The organism is Paenibacillus sp. NPDC058174 (genome assembly GCF_042883865.1).
Lineage (GTDB): Bacteria > Bacillota > Bacilli > Paenibacillales > Paenibacillaceae > Pristimantibacillus.
The window spans coordinates 194,340-211,907 of record NZ_JBHVUY010000001.1; the positions used below are offsets into that span (position 1 = coordinate 194,340).

The following is a 17,568-nucleotide window of genomic DNA, read 5'->3' on the forward strand; positions in this document are numbered from 1 at the left end:
AGCCCCTTCTTCAAGAAGGGGTTTGCAATTCCGGGTGGGAGGAACGTAGATGATCAGTCGACTTTGGGCCAAACTAGGCAAATCGTCCCCAAAGGCTGAGATGCCTCAGCTAGATAAAGTGCCTGATCATGTTGCCATCATCATGGACGGCAACGGGCGCTGGGCCAAAGATCGCGGATTGCCGCGTATTGCGGGTCATCATACCGGTATGAAGGCGGTCAAACGCGTCGTCAGGGAAGCCGATCGGCTCGGCGTCAAATATTTGACGCTGTATGCTTTTTCGACGGAAAACTGGAAGCGTCCGAAGGACGAGGTTGATTTTCTGATGCGGCTGCCTCAGCAGTTTTTGGAGATTGAGCTGGAGGAGCTTATCGAGAACAACGTTCAGGTCCGAATGATGGGGATCAAATCTGATTTGCCTTCCTATACGATTGACGCGCTGGAGGAAGCGATGGAACGGACGGCGCACAATACCGGCCTCGTCCTTAATTTTGCGCTTAACTACGGCAGTCGCAAGGAAATGATCGATGCGATCCAGGCGATAGCCGCAGATGTGGCTGATGGTCGTTTGACGCCGGATCAAATTGATGAGCAATTGATGTCCGAGCGTTTGTTGAGCCGCGACATCCCCGATCCGGACCTGCTGATTCGAACGAGCGGCGAATTGCGGCTCAGCAATTTCATGCTTTGGCAGCTTGCTTACAGTGAGCTGTGGTTTACCGATGTATATTGGCCGGAGTTCAACGAGGCTCATTTTCAAGAAGCGGTGCTGCAGTATCAGAGCCGCAAGCGGCGATTCGGCGGCTTGTAAGCTTCCATAACGGAGAGTGACTGGAATTTTGAAACAAAGAATCGTGACAGGCGTTCTCGCGGCCGCGGGTTTCATTGCTTTTGCGCTGGCCGGAGGCTGGTTTTTTGCCGGCTTGCTCGTGCTCATGGCTATAATCGGCTTCTCCGAATATGTTCGTATGAACGGTTTTGCTTGGCATCATCCTGCTTCTCTTATCGGTTTCGCGGGCATGCTTACGTTCGTGCTGCCTTGGTCCTTAATGGATATGGAGGCTCCTTCCGCATTAATGGTGATGTGGATTGCAGCATTTCTTTTGCTGGCTGTAACGGTTATCAGCAAAAACAAAACAACGATTGACGGCGCCGCGCTTATGCTGCTTGGCGCTTTATACGTAGGCTACGGGTTTGGCGCGTTGGATACGGTAAGACAGATGGAAGAGCATGGCTTGTTCTGGACCTTCCTTGTTCTCGGTTGCATCATTGCGTCGGATGTCGGCGCTTATTTTGCAGGACGAGCTATAGGAAGACATAAGCTGTGGCCGATGATCAGTCCGAACAAGACGATTGAAGGAGCAGCAGGCGGCGTTCTTTTGTCGCTCATTACCGCTGTTGCTTTTGCACTGGCTATGCCTGACGTCGTCAGCTTGCCGAGAGCGCTTGGCATTGGCTTAATTGCTGCGGTTGCGGGACAGCTGGGGGATTTGATTCAATCCGCTTATAAGCGCGTTCGCGACATTAAGGATACCGGTGCGATCCTTCCGGGGCATGGCGGCATACTGGACCGCTGCGACAGCTGGATTATCGTATTCCCGCTCGTGCTTCTTTCCGGCTTGCTGCCTACATAAACGGTTCCATAGAGGGAGCGGGCGGAGCGTCGTGAAGGCGCAGCGCCCGCTTTTTTACGTTTAGTAAATTAATTGCTGTATGGCGAGAGAGGGTTAACGATGAAATTAACGATTCTTGGCTCGACCGGCTCAATCGGCACGCAAACGCTCGATGTAGTCGCAAGCGATCCCGATCGCTATGAGATCATTGGCTTATCGGCCGGCAGCAACGTTTCGCTGCTGGTTGAACAAGCATTGCGCTTCCGGCCAGCAATCGTCTGCCTGGCAACCAAGGAATTGGCTGACGAAGCAAAGGCATTGCTTCCTGCGGCGATCCGGGTCGTTTATGGCGAAGAGGGGCTCATTGAAACCGCTGCAGACAACGATGCTGATTTCGTCGTTACTGCCATCGTGGGCAGCCGCGGGCTGCCTGCGACATTGGCTGCAATTGATGCAGGCAAAAACATCGGGCTAGCCAACAAGGAAACACTTGTAACGGCCGGACATATTGTCATGGCAAGGGCTAAGGCCAAAGGGGTTTCGATCATTCCCGTAGACAGCGAGCATTCGGCTATCTTCCAGTGCTTGAATGGCGAGGACCGCAAGTCGCTAAGCCGCATTACAATTACCGCTTCCGGCGGATCATTCCGTGACCGGACACGAGAGCAGCTTGCAGGTGTAACCGTACAAGAGGCGCTAAATCATCCAAATTGGTCGATGGGTGCAAAAATTACGATTGATTCGGCAACAATGGTAAATAAAGGGCTTGAAGTGATTGAAGCCAAATGGCTGTTCGGTATTAACTACGATCAGATTGATGTGCTCATCCATCCGGAGAGCATTATCCACTCCTACGTCGAGTTTGCCGATAATAGCGTTATTGCACAGATGGGATTGCCGGATATGCGCGTACCGATTCAATATGCGCTCACCTATCCGGAGCGTCAGCCTTCCCTATGCGGAAGACTGGATCTGGCTGCGATCGGAAAACTTCATTTTCGCGAAATGGATTTCGAACGCTACCCTTGCTTGCGGATGGCTTTTGAATGCGGCAGAGCAGGGCAATCGGCGCCTACCGTATTCAATGCCGCCAACGAAGTGGCGGTTGCAAGATTTCTAAATGGCGAAATCGACTTCCTGGCTATCGAAAGCGTGCTGGAGCAAGTGCTGGAGAAGCATACGGTAACCGATGTCAATGATGTCGAAACGATCGCGGCGATCGACGCCTGGGCGCGCCAAGCTGCAGCCGCAATCTAGCTTCTGCGGCAACCTGTGGTTCTCTTGTATCGAACGGGAGAATAATGATAATCTATGTACAGGCCGTTACGAACAGGAGGCTCGTTATGGAGATGATTCAGGTCGTTTTTTTGACCGTGCTCGTATTTTTTGTGATTGTGACTATTCATGAATGGGGCCACTATTACTTTGCCAAGCGAGCCGGCATTTTGGTTAGGGAGTTTGCGATCGGCTTTGGGCCGAAGTTATTCTCGATCAAACGCGGGGAAACCCGCTTCACGTTGCGTCTCGTACCGGCTGGAGGCTTTGTCCGGATGGCGGGCGAAGACCCGGAAATCGTCGATGTTGGCGAAGGGCAGACCATCGCCGTCCGTGTGAAGGACGGGAAAGTGACAAGGCTGTATTTGGATCGCCTCGATGAGCGGAGCGGCGTCATTCGCGGTGAAGTTACCGCTATTGATTTGGAGCGGGCATTGTTCGTTTCACTTGACATTGATGGCGAGACCGAGCGTTTTTCGGTACATCCGCAAGCATTAATGATCGCCAAAGGCAAAGAAACGCAGATCGCTCCAATTGACCGCCAATTCGGCAGCAAGTCGGTTGGCGCGCGGGCGTTGTCGATTTTTGCCGGTCCCATGATGAATTTTGTACTGGCATTTGTTTTGTTTGCCGCGTATATTCAAATGGCGGGCATTCCGCAAGAGAATCCGGACAGGTTGTTTGTCGGAACGATTCAGGACAACTCTCCGGCAGCTAACTCCGATCTTCGCAAAGGCGATACGATCGATGCGGTTAACGGAACGAAGATTGGCGGAGATTTCGATCTGATGATCGATATTATCGGCAAATCGGCTAACGTGCCTGTGAAGTTTGACATCGTTCGCGCGGGCGTGAAGCATACGATTGAAATTACGCCTAAGCCTAACCCCGAAGGAGTCGGCAAGGTGGGCATTTCCGCATCGCTTCCTACGCGATCGGCGACGTTCACAGAGACGATTACAGGCGCAGGCAAGCTGATGAAAGTGATGACTATCAGCATATTTGAAGGCTTCAAGAAGCTCATTATGGGCGAATTCAAGCTTGATGATCTCGGCGGACCGGTAAGAACAGCTGAATATACGAGTCAAATTGCGCAGCAGGGCATTACGCAGCTGACTTCATGGACAGCGCTGCTCAGTCTCTATTTAGGCATTTTCAACCTGCTGCCGATACCGGCATTGGACGGAAGCCGGCTAATCTTCCTAGGCCTGGAAGCTTTGCGCGGGCGTCCTATTGATCCGAACCGGGAGAGCATGGTTCATTTTATCGGGTTCGCGATGATAATGCTGCTGATGGTAGTAGTAACCTATAACGATATTTTGCGATTGGTACGAGGGGAGCAGTAAACCGGTTATGTCGAAGGATAAACAGTTTGTAACCGAAATTACGCCGCAGGGCGAGGATTTCTCAAGATGGTATATCGATGTTATTAAAAAAGCGGAGCTCATGGACTATTCGCCGGTTCGCGGCTGCATCGTGTTCCGTCCCGAAGGCTATGAGCTTTGGGAGAATATTCAGCGTGATCTGGACCGCCGCTTCAAGGAAACCGGGCACCGCAACGCCTACTTCCCGCTTTTCATTCCGGAGAGCTTTTTCCAGAAGGAAAAGGATCATGTCGAAGGATTTAATCCCGAGCTGCCATGGGTGACGGAAGCAGCAGGCGAACAGCTGGAAGAGCGTCTTGCGATCCGTCCGACATCGGAGACGATGATTGGGCATATGTACTCGAAGTGGATTCAATCGTACCGTGACTTGCCGGTGCTCATTAACCAGTGGGCTAACGTAGTTCGCTGGGAGAAACGGACGCTGCCTTTCCTTCGGACTAGCGAGTTCCTGTGGCAGGAAGGCCATACGGCTCACGAGAACGAGGAGGAAGCACGCGAAGAAACGATGAAGATGCTGGACGTTTACCGCCAGTTCGTTGAAGAGTTTCTTGCGATTCCGGTTATCGTGGGCGAGAAGACGCCTTCGGAGCGTTTTGCTGGCGCAATCAATACTTATTCGATCGAAGCGATGATGAAGGACGGCCGTGCCGTTCAAGCAGGCACCTCTCATTATCTCGGCACGAAATTTGCCGTTGCCTTCGACATTAAATATTTGGATCGTGAAAACACGCTGCAGTTTGCACATACGACCTCATGGGGGGTAAGTACAAGACTGATTGGTGCTTTAATTATGGTTCATGGCGACGACCGCGGCTTGGCATTGCCTCCTAAGGTAGCGCCAACGCAAGTCATCATGATTCCAATCGGTCCGGCGAAAACTCGCGAGCAAGTTGTAGGCCGTGTTGACGAGCTGTTTGCTGAACTGAAGCAGGCAGGCGTCCGCGTTCGCGTTGACGACCGCTCTGATGTGAGCCCGGGCTGGAAGTTCAACGAGTACGAAATGCGCGGCGTGCCGCTTCGTCTTGAGCTTGGACCACGTGACATGGAGAATGGACAAGTGGTGCTTGTCTCCCGCGTAACCGGCGAGAAAAAGATGGTTCGTCAGGACAATCTGGTAGAGGAAGTTCAGACGATGTTGGAAGAAATCCAAACGGCAATGTTTGAGAAAGCGAAGCAATTCCGTGCGGACAACTTCTATGATGTCGAGACGCTGGATGAGATGAAAGCGTCGATGGAAGAGAAGCGCGGCTTCGTGCTCGCAGGCTGGTGCGGTTCGGCGGCATGCGAGAAGCAAGTGAAGGAAGAGACAGGCGCAACGAGCCGGAACATTCCGTTCGAGCCTGAGAAGAAGAAAACCAATTGTCTCGTATGCGGTGAGCATGCCGAGCATACAGTCGTTTTTGCACGCGCCTACTAATTCTGGCTCGGATTGAATCGATAGGAGTTTGTTGGGAGTGATGATTAACCATGAGTCAAACCGGAGATAAGAGGCAACGCTTCGAATTGCTGCTTCAGCAATCGGAGCTGCCTCAGGAACTTATCCATTCTTATTATAAAGACGGGTACATTGATCAGGTAATCGTCCGCAAAAGCAACCGCAAATGGACGTTTTGCATTCGCAAAGCGTCCTTAGTGCCTTCTAGGGCCTATAGCGGGCTTTTGCAGGCGGTTCATCTGAAATTCGCCCATATTGCGGAGACCGATTTTCAGTTCCAGTATGAAGACAATGTCGCTTCCGCGGACATCGCCCGTGAATATTGGGGCTTGTTCATTGAATGGGCGCAGCAGGAAATCGCATCGGTTAACGGCTGGCTGGCGAAAGCCGGCATGGATGCCGAAGGTGATCTCATTACAATCTCGCTGCTGGACGGGATGGGCCTTGAGCTTGCCCGCAAGAAACGGATCGACGAGGAAATCGTGCGCTTCTACAGCCGCTGTTTTGCCCGCAATTACAGAGTAAAGCTGGAGGTCGGTACGGGCGGGGCGTCCAGACAAGAGGTATACGAAGAGTTTCAGCAGAAGATTGTACAGGAGGAACGGGAAGCCGTTCTTCAGATTATGGAAAGCGCCGCCGATTCCGATGCGAATGAAGATGAGGAGCAGCCGTCTAAACTAGCTGTAGGCTATGATATTCGGGACGAGCCGGTTCCGATTATGAACATTCGCGAAGAAGAGAAGAAGATTACGGTACAGGGCACCATATTCGGGCTTGATGTGAAAGAACTGCGGAATGGGATGACGCTGTATACGTTTAACGTAACCGACTTCTCCGATTCCATGGCGATGAAGATGTTCGCGAAGACGAAGGAAGATTTGAAGATGTTCAGTCTGATTGCGAACGGCAAGTGGGTAAAGGCGAGAGGACGGGTCGACTACGACCGGTTCATGCAGGAGCCGGAGCTCGTCATGATGCCGAGTGATCTGAACGAAATCGGGTCTCCGCCAGATCGCAAGGATAAGGCAGAAGAGAAGCGGGTCGAGTTCCATCTGCATACGACGATGAGTGCGATGGATGCGGTAACGCCAATTGATGCCTATGTGAAAACAGCGGCGAAGTGGGGACATAAAGCGATTGCGGTGACGGATCACAGCAATATTCACTGCTATCCCGACGCCTTCAAGGCAGCGAAGAAGAATGGCATTCAAGTGCTGTTCGGGCTGGAGGCCAACGTCGTCAACGATGCGGTGCCGATGGTGTTGAATTCTCGCGAGGAGCAGCTGGCGACTACCGAATATATCGTATTTGATATCGAGACGACGGGCCTTTCCGTCGTGAACAACAAAATCATTGAGCTTGCCGGCGTTCGCATGAGGGATGGCAAAGAAATCAACCGTTTCTCGACTTTCATTAATCCGCATGAAAAAATTCCTTATCACATTCAGCAGTTGACTAGCATCAACGACGATATGGTCAAGGATGCACCGGAGCTTGAGCCTATGCTGCGTGAATTTGTTGAGTTTATCGGCGATTCCGTGCTTGTCGCGCATAATGCGAGATTCGATATCGGCTTCATTCAAGCGAACTGCAAGTCGCTCGGCATGCCGGAGCTGACGAATCCGGTGCTCGATACGCTGGAGCTTGCGCGATTCATTCATCCTTCGCTTAAAAATCACCGGCTGAACACGCTGGCAGCCAAGTATAAAGTCAGTCTGGAGAACCATCACCGGGCGGTTGATGACTCCCTGGCGCTTGGCGGCGTATTGTATGGTTTGATCGGCGACGCGGCGGAACGCAATATTACCGGACTTCATCAATTAAATGATTATGTAGGACTGGACTTATCCAATTCCCGGCCTTTTCACTGCAATATTTACGCGTTGAATGCTGTTGGCAAAAAGAATTTGTTCAAGCTCGTTTCCATCTCTCATACCGAGCATTTCAAACGGGTAGCGACAATTCCGAAAAGCAAGCTTGTCGAGCACCGCGAAGGCATACTCGTCATATCCGGCTGTGAGAAGGGCGAGTTTTTCGAGACGGTGCTTAACAAATCGTATGAGGAAGCGCTGGAGGTTGCCCGTTTCTATGATGTGCTGGAAATTCAGCCAGTAGATTTCTATATGCATCTGGTCGAAAAGGGTCTTGTAGGCAGCCGCGCAGAAATCGAGCAGGCCCACCGTCATATTTGCCAGATCGGCGACGAGCTCGGCAAGCCGGTCATTGCTACGGGCAATGTGCATTATTTGAACCCGAGAGACAAGCTGTTCCGGGACATCGCGATTCATGGCATTACCGGCTTTAGTCCGCTGAAGGATATCCGCAAGCCGGAGGCTCATCTTCGCACTACGGACGAAATGCTTGCTGAGTTCGCTTTTCTCGGTGAGGCTCGTGCCTATGAAGTTGTCGTCACGAATACGATTCAGCTTGCGGAACGGTTTGAACCGTTTGAGATGTTCCCGGAGCAGCTGTTCACGCCGATTATCGAAGGTGCGGACGAGGAAATTCGGGAAACCTGCTACAATACAGCTAAATCATTTTATGGCGAGGAGCTTCCGCAGGTCGTAATCGATCGTTTGGAGAAGGAGCTTGTACCGATTATTAAATTTGGCTTTTCAGCCAACTATTTGATATCGGAGCGGCTTGTGAAGAAATCCAACCGGGACGGTTACCTTGTTGGTTCCCGGGGTTCCGTAGGCTCCTCGGTGGTGGCAACATTCCTTGGCATTTCCGAGGTAAATCCGCTTCCGCCTCACTATATGTGCTTGAATCCTGATTGCAGGCACAGCGAATGGTTCCTCGATGGCAGCATCATGAGCGGATTTGACTTGCCTGTCAAAAGCTGTGCGAAATGCGGCCAAGTGACCAAGGGAGAAGGACAGGATATTCCGTTCGAAACGTTCCTTGGCTTTAAGGGCGATAAAGTTCCCGATATCGACTTGAACTTCTCGGGTGAATACCAGCCGACGGCTCATAACTTCACCAAAGAGATGTTCGGTCCGAAAAACGTATTTCGTGCCGGCACGATCGGTACCGTTGCGGAGAAGACGGGGTTTGGTTTTGCCAAAAAATACGAGGAAGATCACGGGAAGAAGTGGCGCGGGGCTGAGCTGTCGAGGCTTGCTGCCGGTGTAACCGGAGTTAAGCGCAGCACCGGACAGCATCCCGGCGGTATCGTCGTTGTACCGGATTATATCGAGGTAGAGGATGTAACGCCTGTCCAATATCCGGCCGATGACGTCAATGCGGAATGGAAAACGACGCATTTCGATTACCATGCGTTCGAGATGAACTTGTTGAAGCTCGATATTCTGGGACATGACGATCCGACGATGATGCGGATGCTGCAGGATTTGACGGGCGTCGATCCGACGACGATTCCGATGAATGATCCGAAAGTGATGAGCATGTTCAACTCCACGAAGGCGCTAGGCGTATCGCCGGAGCAGATTCGTACCCCGGTTGCGACATTCGGCGTACCGGAGATGGGGACGAAATTCGTTCGTCAGATGCTTCAGGAGACGCAGCCTTCCTCGTTTGCCGACTTGCTGCAAATTTCAGGATTGTCGCACGGTACGGGCGTATGGCTCGGTAATGCCCAGGAATTGATCAAGAAGGGCACCTGCAATATCAAGACGGTAATCGGCTGTCGTGACGATATTATGTTATACTTGATCTATAAAGCGGGAATGGATGCCGGTCTCGCCTTCAAAATTACGGAGAGCGTTCGTAAAGGCAGAGGACTGACCCCGGAGTGGATCGATGAGATGAAAAACTGCAAAGTACCGCAGTGGTACATCGACTCCTGCCTGCGCATCGAATATATGTTTCCGAAGGCGCATGCTGCGGCTTACGTTATTTCCGCCGTCCGCACCGCCTACTTCAAGCTGTATCATCCGATTGAATATTATGCTACTTACTTCACGGTACGGGCTGAGGATTTCGATCTGGAAATACTCTGTCAAGGCTATGACGCCATTCTGAAGAAGCTGCTAGAGATTGAAGAAAAAGGGTTCAGCGCAACGACTAAAGAGAAGAACAGCATCTCCTTGCTGGAAATGGCGCTGGAAATGACGGCGAGAGGACTTTCCTTCAAGCCGATCGATCTCTATCGATCCCATGCTACCAAGTTTCTTGTAGACGGCGACTCTCTTATCCCTCCGTTTGCAGCTATCGCCGGCATTGGCGACAACGCGGCCCGGAACATTGCAGCTTCGCGTGAGGATGGGGAGTTCTTGTCCATCGAAGATTTCCAGCAGAAATCGAAGGCCAGCAAGACGATTGTCGAGGTTCTGAACGGTATGGGCTGCTTCCGCGGCTTGCCGGAATCGAATCAGCTATCCCTCTTCTAACTGTCAGCGCATGAAAAGATTTCTTGTCACTTTTCATGCGGTTATGATATAATTTTTGTGGCAATGATGTGGATAGAGACTTTGAAGCAGAAGAGTGGGGAAACCCACTCTTTACGTTTTGTATTTGGGCTTTTTCCATAGATGAAGCCCATTTCGGACGTACAAACGGGAGGTTAAAGCAATTTGAGCACATCCAAAATCAAATCCGTCGTTGAAGAAATGGTAGCCCCGTTTCTCGACAGCAATGGCTTTGAGCTTGTTGATATTGAGTATGTGAAAGAGGGCAGCCACTACTTTCTACGTGTATTCGTAGACAAGGAAGGCGGCATCGATATCGATGAATGCGGACGGATCAGCGAATATCTCAGCGAGCAGCTAGACAAGAATGATCCGGTTAGCGACAACTATTTTCTAGAGGTATCCTCACCGGGGGCCGAACGGCCGCTCAAAAAACCGGAAGATGTGCGCAAGGCGGTCGGCAAGCATGTCTACATAACGACATATGAGCCGATTGACGGTTTCAAAGAGTTCGAGGGTCAGCTTCTCGCTTTTGACGGCGAACAGCTTCAAGTGAAAGCGGGTAAGAAAGAGCATACGCTTCCGTATGCAAAAGTAGCTAGTGCTAGACTGGCTATCGTATTCTAGAAAACGCAGACAGAGGTTTTTATTTTTGAAAGGGGGAACTCCATTCCAATGAGCATGGATTTTATTGAAGCGTTATCGGAAATCGAGAGGGAAAAGGGAATTACGAAAGATGTGTTGCTTGAAGCGATAGAGGCTGCTTTAATCTCCAGCTACAAGCGCAATTTCAATACGGCGCAAAACGTGCGTGTCGATATTAACCGCCACACTGGCGTTATTAAAGTATATGCACGCAAAACAGTCGTTGATGAAGTGCTCGACCCGCGTCTTGAGATTACTGTAGATGCGTCGAGGGAGATCAACCCGCATTACCAGCTGGACGATATTGCCGACATCGAGGTAACGCCGCGTGATTTCGGACGGATTGCGGCACAAACGGCTAAGCAGGTCGTGACGCAGCGCATTCGCGAAGCCGAGCGCGGACTTATCTACAATGCTTTTATCGATAAAGAGGAAGATATCGTCAATGGCATCGTACAACGCCAGGACGTTCGCAATCTGTTTGTCGATCTTGGCAAGGTTGAAGCGGTACTGCCGCTGACCGAGCTTATGCCAACTGATAAATTCAAGCACGGCGATCGTGTTAAATCGTATATTACAAAAGTCGAGAACACGACGAAGGGTCCGCAGATCATTCTTTCGCGTACGCACCCGGGCTTGCTGAAGCGTCTGTTCGAGCTGGAGGTTCCGGAAATTTACGATGGCGTCGTTGAAATTCGTTCCGTAGCGCGTGAAGCGGGCTTCCGTTCGAAAATTGCCGTTCATTCGCGCAATGAAGAGGTTGATCCGGTTGGTTCATGCGTAGGTCCTAAAGGATTGCGCGTACAGACGATTGTAACCGAGTTGACAGGCGAGAAGATCGATATCGTCCGCTGGTCGGAGAACGTTGAAGAATATGTGGCGAATGCGCTGAGCCCTTCCAAAGTGCTGGAAGTTATCGTATTTGAGCAAGAAAAGCTGGCACGAGTCATCGTTCCAGATTACCAGCTTTCGCTCGCTATCGGCATTAAAGGACAAAACGCTCGCCTTGCAGCTAAGCTGACAGGCTGGAAAATCGATATTAAGAGTGAAACGCAAGCGGAGCAGGAATACGGCCGCCCGAAAACGTTGACAGGCACGATGCATCAGGATTCCGTCTCGATCGATTCCTAGCCGGCTTCAGCTGCTGCGTCCATAATCGGCAGAGGAGGGATGTACGGTGAGAGCGAGAAAAGTGCCGCTGCGCAAATGCGTAGCTTGCCAAGAAATGAAACCGAAAAAAGAATTAATCCGCGTTGTTCGAACACCAGATGAACAAGTGTTGATAGACCTTACAGGTAAAAAAGCCGGTCGCGGCGCCTATTTATGCGGCAAAGTCAGCTGCTTTAAGCTGGCGAAAAAGTCGAGGGCGCTTGACCGGGCCTTGAAGCAAACGGTCGGCAATGAAATTTACGACCAGCTTGAACAGGATTTCATCTCGGTTGAAGAACAGTTTCTGGCCAATAAGGAGCTGATAAGCGATGAAGACGAATAAAAGCTTATCTTCACTGGGCATGGCCATGAGGGCCGGGAAGCTGATTACAGGCGATGAAATCGTGCTCAAGGCGGTACGTAAAGGAGACGCCCATCTCGTTATCATTGCGGGAGACGCATCTCCGAATACGAAGAAGAAATTTCGCGACAAATGCAGCACCTACGGGATACAACTCGCCGAAGCATTTGACCGCGATCAGCTTGGAAAGGCCATAGGAAAGCCGGAACGAGTCGTACTGGCGGTAACTGACGCAAAGTTCGGAAAAATGATTGCAGGTCATCTGAGTCAAAATTCGGAGGTGGATCATATTGAGCAAACAACAGGACGGCAAGGACAATAAAGATAAAACACGCGTATACGAATACGCCAAATCGCTAAACATGAGCAGTAAAGAAATTATAACTATTCTTAAACGGCTGAATCTGCCCGTTAATAACCATATGAGTGTTATGGAGAACGAAATGGTGCAGAAGGTGGAAGGCTTTTTCCGCGATATTAAAGCCAACGCCGCAGCAAAACGCGCGCAGGAATCTTCCGGCGCAACGGTATCGGCTGCTACGCAGACAGCGGGCAAACCGCAGTCTCAGCCAGCCAACAAAAATATATCTCAGGACAGACAGGGGCCTATGAATTCTATTAAAACGAATACGCAACCAAACCAAACGCAAGCAACTACAACGCAGCCAAGTCAATCACAACCTAGCTCGGCGCAGCAAGAACAACGCCCGGCACAAGCACAGTCTCAGCAAGGCAGCACGAATAACCGTCCGGCTCAAGGCGGCGGCAATCGTCAAGGCAGCTCGAACGGCTATCAAGGCAACCGCCCAAGCGGTCAAGGTCAAGGCAATCGTCCATCCGGCGGCTATCAAGGCAATCGTCCGGCAGGCGGCGGCCAAGGCGGACAGGGCGGCAACCGTCCAGCAGGCGGCGGCCAAGGCGGTAATCGCCCGGCAGGCAGCGGTCAAGGCGGACAAGGAGGCAACCGTCCATCTGGCGGTTATCAAGGCAATCGTCCAGCAGGCGGCGGCCAAGGCGGACAGGGCGGCAACCGTCCATCCGGCGGTCAAGGCGGCGGTCCATCCCGCAGCTTCGATTCCCGTCCGGCACAGCCGGCTTCACGCTCCGGTGCAGGCGATGCCAACCGGAATAACGGCAAGCCTGGCTTGAATAAGTCGAAATCCGGCGGTCCGAACAGCAACAACGGTCAAAGACGATTTGACGACGGCAAACCGGGCGGCGGCTTTAGAGGCGGCAACAACCGCGGCGGCAAAGGACGCAATCAGCGTAACCAGCCGCAGCAGGAGCGTCGTGAAAAAATCGACAATACGCCTAAAAAAATCATTGTACGCGGTACGATGACGGTAGGCGAATTGGCAAAGCTGCTTCATAAGGATGCTTCTGAGGTTATTAAGAAGCTGATCTTCCTCGGCGTAATGGCAACGATCAACCAAGAGCTTGAAATGGACGCGATCTTGCTGCTCTCCTCGGAGTACGGCGTAGAGGTTGAAGTCAAAATTCCGGTTGAAGAGGATTCCTTCGAGACCGTGGAAGAAAACGATGAAGATGAAGATTTGGTAGCTCGTCCGCCGGTTGTTACGATCATGGGTCACGTTGACCATGGTAAAACGACGCTGCTCGATGCGATTCGTCAATCGAATGTAACTGGCGGCGAAGCAGGCGGCATTACGCAGCATATCGGCGCTTATCAAGTCGAAATCAATCATAAGAAAATTACGTTCCTCGATACACCTGGTCACGAAGCGTTTACGCTGATGCGTGCCCGTGGTGCTCAAGTTACCGATATTACGATCATTGTCGTAGCAGCGGATGACGGCGTTATGCCGCAAACGGTAGAGGCAGTCAACCATGCGAAAGCTGCTGGCGTACCAATCATCGTTGCTGTCAACAAAATCGATAAGCCGGAAGCTGATCCGGACAAAATCAAGCAAGCTTTGACTGAGTATGAGCTCGTTCCGGAAGAGTGGGGCGGAGATACAATCTTCGTTAACGTTTCTGCGAAACAGCGCATCGGTCTTGAAGACCTGCTTGAGATGATCCTTCTCGTTGCAGAAGTGAACGACTACAAAGCAAACCCGGACAAACGCGCACGCGGTACGGTGCTTGAAGCCGAGCTGGACAAAGGCAAAGGCCCTGTAGCTCGTATTCTCGTTCAGCACGGTACGCTGAAAATCGGCGATGCATTCGTTGCCGGCAATTGCTTCGGCCGTGTTCGTGCAATGGTCAATGACAAAGGCCGCAGACTGAAGGAAGTTGGTCCTTCCACACCAGTGGAAATTACCGGTCTTACGGAAGTGCCGCAAGCCGGCGATCCGTTTATGGTATTTGAGGATGAGCGCAAAGCGAGAGCAATCTCCGAGCGCCGTTCGATTAAGCAGCGTCAATCCGAGCTGGGCGCGAATACTCGCGTAACGCTGGATGATCTGTATAAACACATCAAAGAAGGCGAAATTAAAGACCTGAACGTTATTATTAAATCTGACGTTCAAGGCTCTTCGGAAGCGCTCAAAGGCTCCCTCGCCAAAATCGATATTGAAGGCGTACGCGTTAAAATCATTCACAGCGGCGTTGGCGCGATCAACGAATCCGATATCAACCTGGCATCGGCATCCAATGCTATCGTTGTCGGCTTCAACGTTCGTCCAGAGCCGCAGGCTGATCTGGCTGCGCAGCAAGAGAAAGTCGATGTTCGTTTGCACCGCGTTATCTATAACGTGATCGAGGAAATCGAACAGGCGATGAAAGGGATGCTGGATCCGATCTTCAAGGAAGTTGTTATCGGTCAAGCGGAAGTCCGCAACGTGTTTAAAGTCAGCAAGGTTGGAGCAATTGCAGGCTGTATGATTACATCCGGCAAAGTAACCCGTTCGGCTGAAGCGCGTGTTGTACGCGAAGGCATCGTTATTTTCGAAGGCAAGGTTGATACGCTCAAACGCTTCAAGGATGACGTTAAAGAAGTTGCACAAGGCTACGAATGCGGTATTACGCTGGAGCGGTTTAGCGACTTCAAAGAAGGGGACATTATTGAAGCCTTCGTGATGGAATCGGTAGAGAGGTGATTAATCGATGGCTAAAATACGTGTCGGCCGTGTAGGCGAACAGATTAAAAAAGAACTGAGCCAAATTATTCAGACCGAACTGAAGGATCCGCGAATCGGCTTCATCACCGTAACAGGTGTAGAAGCGACTGGCGATCTGTCCCAAGCACGCGTTTACTTGAGCGTGCTTGGCAGTGAGGAGCAGAAGGAAGAGACGCTTAAAGCGCTTGGCCGGGCCAACGGTTTTATCCGTACCGAGCTGGGCAAGCGGATGCGTCTGCGCCATACGCCGGAAATTTTGTTCAAGTTCGACAGCTCGATTGAATACGGCAGCCGGATTGAAGGACTGCTGGACGAAATCAACCGCGGGAATAAATCGTGATGATGACTGCGGAATATATGCGGCAGCTTGATGCTGCACTTGCTTTTATGAACGAGGGGGACGACTTTTTAGTCGTCTCCCATGTTCAGCCTGACGGAGATGCTATCAGTTCGACAGCAGTAGTGGGCTGGCTGCTAGGCAAGCTGGGCAAATCCTTCGTATTGATGAACGAAGGCGAAGCTCCTTCACGGTTAAGCTATCTTGTGCATTATGACGCTATTATCAATTATCGCAAGTCGCAGCCAACTGCGGCTTATAAGCATATTATTACGGTTGACTGCGCCGACTATCAAAGAATCGGCGAGGTATCCAGCTTGTTCGCGGAAGGTGCCGGGCTGCTTAATATTGACCATCACCCGACGAATAACGGTTTCGGTACGGTCAATATTATTCGGGCTGACGCAGCAGCTACTGTAGAAGTTTTATATGATCTGATTGAAAGAGCCGGCTTTGACTTTGACAAAGACTGCGCTACCGCTATTTATACCGGTCTATTGACTGATACGGGCGGCTTCCGCTACTCGAATACGAGCTCCAAAGTGATGGGGATCGCTTCGCGTATGCTGGACCAAGGCGTCAGCGGTCATCAGCTGGCTGATCATTTGCTTGAAAAAATGACGATGCCGAAGCTGAAGCTGCTGCAGCGGAGTCTTAGCAGACTTACGTTCAGCGAAGATCAGCAGATCGGCTGGCTTTATGTCGCCAAGGATGATATGAAGGAAACCGGCGCGGTGTCCGAAGATTTCGAGGGCATCGTTAATTATGCATTGAATATTGACGGTGTTGAAGTCGGGATTTTGTTCAAGGAAACGGAAGACGGCCATGTGAAGGCAAGCCTTCGCTCCTCGGGCAAAGCAGACGTTGCTGCTATTGCGCAAAACTTCGGCGGCGGCGGCCACGTTCGCGCTGCCGGATGCCGGCTCAGCGGCTCGCTCCCGGATGCGATTGCTTCTTTGGTCGAAGCGGTTAGAAAGGCGTTGAATTAACGATGGACGGTATTATCGCAATCTGGAAGCCTGCGGGCTGGACTTCGCATGATGTGGTGGCGAAGGTGCGCAGGCTGACCAAGATGAAGCGGATCGGCCATGCGGGAACGCTGGATCCCATGGTGACGGGCGTACTGCCCCTCTGCCTGGGCCGGTCCACGCGTATGGTTGAATATTTGCAGGAACGTCCGAAAGCCTATGAAGCCGTCATTCAGCTCGGCATTTCGACCGATACGGAAGATTTGACCGGCAATGTTGTGGAAGAGAAAAGTGGCATCGTAGTGACGGAAGCTGAAGTTATTCGGGTTCTTAGGGGCTTCGTCGGCGAGATTGAGCAAATTCCGCCGATGTTCTCTGCCGTTAAGGTCGACGGCAAGCGTCTCTATGAGCTGGCCCGGGAAGGCAAGACGGTAGAACGGAAAGCAAGAAAAGCGACGATCCACCAAATTGAGCTGCAAAGCCTCGATTTGTCGTTAGACAAGCCAACGTTTTCCTTTTCAGTCGTTTGTTCGAAAGGCACGTACATTCGGACGCTTTGCGTCGATATTGGGCGGAAGCTGGGCGTTCCTGCGGCAATGGCGCAGTTGACGCGTACGATGTCCGGAGGGATTACGAAGGAGCAATGCTTAACGCTGGAGCAGGTGGAAGAGCTTCAGGAGGCAGGAGAGCTCGAAGCCCGTTTGTTATCGGCTGAGACAGCAATCTCGCATTTGGAGCTTGTCCAGGTGACGCCAGCAATTGCTGATATGGCGCTTAAAGGACAAAAAATTCCGCTGCGGCTGCTTGCCGAACGTCCGAGCGGCGATCGTCTTATCCGCCTTTACGGCGAAGACAACCAGTTTATCGGTATTTTTGAACTCGACGCCGGTGCGGAAATTTTGAAACCGGTCAAAGTATTTTCATAGCATCACCATCACATCGGCTCGCAT

14 protein-coding genes are annotated in these 17,568 nt (G+C 51.6%); all 14 read left to right on the top strand.

All coding sequences use genetic code 11. From position 1 onward, the window contains the following. Positions 1–49: 49 nt before the first annotated feature. The 14 genes from ACFVVF_RS00870 (at position 50) to truB (ending at position 17,544) form a co-directional block, all read left to right on the top strand. A complete protein-coding gene (locus ACFVVF_RS00870; RefSeq protein WP_387804534.1) occupies positions 50–811 on the top strand; it encodes an undecaprenyl pyrophosphate synthase in 762 nt (253 codons plus the stop codon). A 28-nt stretch (positions 812–839) separates the two neighbouring features. Then, positions 840–1,634, top strand: coding sequence for a phosphatidate cytidylyltransferase (locus ACFVVF_RS00875; protein ID WP_387804536.1), 795 nt, complete (start codon positions 840–842; stop codon positions 1,632–1,634). A 99-nt stretch (positions 1,635–1,733) separates the two neighbouring features. Beyond that, on the top strand, positions 1,734–2,870 hold the full coding sequence (locus tag ACFVVF_RS00880; RefSeq protein WP_387804538.1) for a 1-deoxy-D-xylulose-5-phosphate reductoisomerase: 1,137 nt from the start codon (positions 1,734–1,736) through the stop codon (positions 2,868–2,870). 86 nt (positions 2,871–2,956) lie between these two features. Further along, a complete protein-coding gene (gene rseP / locus ACFVVF_RS00885; protein WP_387804540.1) occupies positions 2,957–4,234 on the top strand; it encodes an RIP metalloprotease RseP in 1,278 nt (425 codons plus the stop codon). Between the two features lie 7 nt (positions 4,235–4,241). After that, positions 4,242–5,690 carry a proline--tRNA ligase gene (gene proS / locus ACFVVF_RS00890; protein WP_387804542.1) on the top strand — a complete coding sequence of 483 codons (1,449 nt, stop codon included), beginning with the start codon at positions 4,242–4,244 and terminating at the stop codon, positions 5,688–5,690. Between the two features lie 50 nt (positions 5,691–5,740). Then, positions 5,741–10,060, top strand: a complete 4,320-nt coding sequence (locus ACFVVF_RS00895; RefSeq protein ID WP_387804544.1) for a PolC-type DNA polymerase III — start codon at positions 5,741–5,743, stop codon at positions 10,058–10,060. A 183-nt stretch (positions 10,061–10,243) separates the two neighbouring features. Then, entirely contained in the window at positions 10,244–10,705 is a 462-nt protein-coding gene (gene rimP, locus ACFVVF_RS00900; RefSeq protein ID WP_387804546.1) for a ribosome maturation factor RimP, read from the top strand. A 48-nt stretch (positions 10,706–10,753) separates the two neighbouring features. After that, a complete protein-coding gene (nusA, locus tag ACFVVF_RS00905) occupies positions 10,754–11,854 on the top strand; it encodes a transcription termination factor NusA (protein WP_387804548.1) in 1,101 nt (366 codons plus the stop codon). A gap of 46 nt (positions 11,855–11,900) precedes the next feature. Then, complete coding sequence (gene rnpM, locus ACFVVF_RS00910; RefSeq protein ID WP_387804550.1) at positions 11,901–12,215, top strand: RNase P modulator RnpM; 315 nt, start codon at positions 11,901–11,903, stop codon at positions 12,213–12,215. Then, positions 12,202–12,555 carry a L7Ae/L30e/S12e/Gadd45 family ribosomal protein gene (locus ACFVVF_RS00915; RefSeq protein ID WP_387804552.1) on the top strand — a complete coding sequence of 118 codons (354 nt, stop codon included), beginning with the start codon at positions 12,202–12,204 and terminating at the stop codon, positions 12,553–12,555. The genes rnpM and ACFVVF_RS00915 overlap by 14 nt, the downstream gene beginning before the upstream one ends. Then, positions 12,524–15,292, top strand: coding sequence for a translation initiation factor IF-2 (infB, locus tag ACFVVF_RS00920; protein ID WP_387804554.1), 2,769 nt, complete (start codon positions 12,524–12,526; stop codon positions 15,290–15,292). Before ACFVVF_RS00915 ends, infB begins: the two co-directional genes overlap by 32 nt. Before the next feature lie 7 nt (positions 15,293–15,299). Continuing rightward, entirely contained in the window at positions 15,300–15,653 is a 354-nt protein-coding gene (gene rbfA / locus ACFVVF_RS00925) for a 30S ribosome-binding factor RbfA (protein ID WP_387804556.1), read from the top strand. Continuing rightward, entirely contained in the window at positions 15,653–16,639 is a 987-nt protein-coding gene (locus ACFVVF_RS00930; RefSeq protein WP_387808708.1) for a DHH family phosphoesterase, read from the top strand. The genes rbfA and ACFVVF_RS00930 overlap by 1 nt, the downstream gene beginning before the upstream one ends. 2 nt (positions 16,640–16,641) lie before the next feature. Beyond that, positions 16,642–17,544: a tRNA pseudouridine(55) synthase TruB gene (gene truB / locus ACFVVF_RS00935; protein WP_387804558.1), complete on the top strand. Its 903-nt coding sequence runs from the start codon at positions 16,642–16,644 to the stop codon at positions 17,542–17,544. The last annotated feature ends 24 nt before the right edge of the window (positions 17,545–17,568 follow it).

What these genes read in the sequence shown, in the direction of transcription:
- ACFVVF_RS00915 (WP_387804552.1), top strand. Translation starts at nt 12,202, where the DNA reads ATGAAGACGAATAAAAGCTTATCTTCACTGGGCATGGCCATGAGGGCC.
- ACFVVF_RS00870 (WP_387804534.1), top strand. Translation starts at nt 50, where the DNA reads ATGATCAGTCGACTTTGGGCCAAACTAGGCAAATCGTCCCCAAAGGCT.
- rseP (WP_387804540.1), top strand. Translation starts at nt 2,957, where the DNA reads ATGGAGATGATTCAGGTCGTTTTTTTGACCGTGCTCGTATTTTTTGTG.
- proS (WP_387804542.1), top strand. Translation starts at nt 4,242, where the DNA reads ATGTCGAAGGATAAACAGTTTGTAACCGAAATTACGCCGCAGGGCGAG.
- ACFVVF_RS00880 (WP_387804538.1), top strand. Translation starts at nt 1,734, where the DNA reads ATGAAATTAACGATTCTTGGCTCGACCGGCTCAATCGGCACGCAAACG.
- rbfA (WP_387804556.1), top strand. Translation starts at nt 15,300, where the DNA reads ATGGCTAAAATACGTGTCGGCCGTGTAGGCGAACAGATTAAAAAAGAA.
- ACFVVF_RS00895 (WP_387804544.1), top strand. Translation starts at nt 5,741, where the DNA reads ATGAGTCAAACCGGAGATAAGAGGCAACGCTTCGAATTGCTGCTTCAG.
- nusA (WP_387804548.1), top strand. Translation starts at nt 10,754, where the DNA reads ATGAGCATGGATTTTATTGAAGCGTTATCGGAAATCGAGAGGGAAAAG.
- truB (WP_387804558.1), top strand. Translation starts at nt 16,642, where the DNA reads ATGGACGGTATTATCGCAATCTGGAAGCCTGCGGGCTGGACTTCGCAT.
- ACFVVF_RS00930 (WP_387808708.1), top strand. Translation starts at nt 15,653, where the DNA reads ATGATGACTGCGGAATATATGCGGCAGCTTGATGCTGCACTTGCTTTT.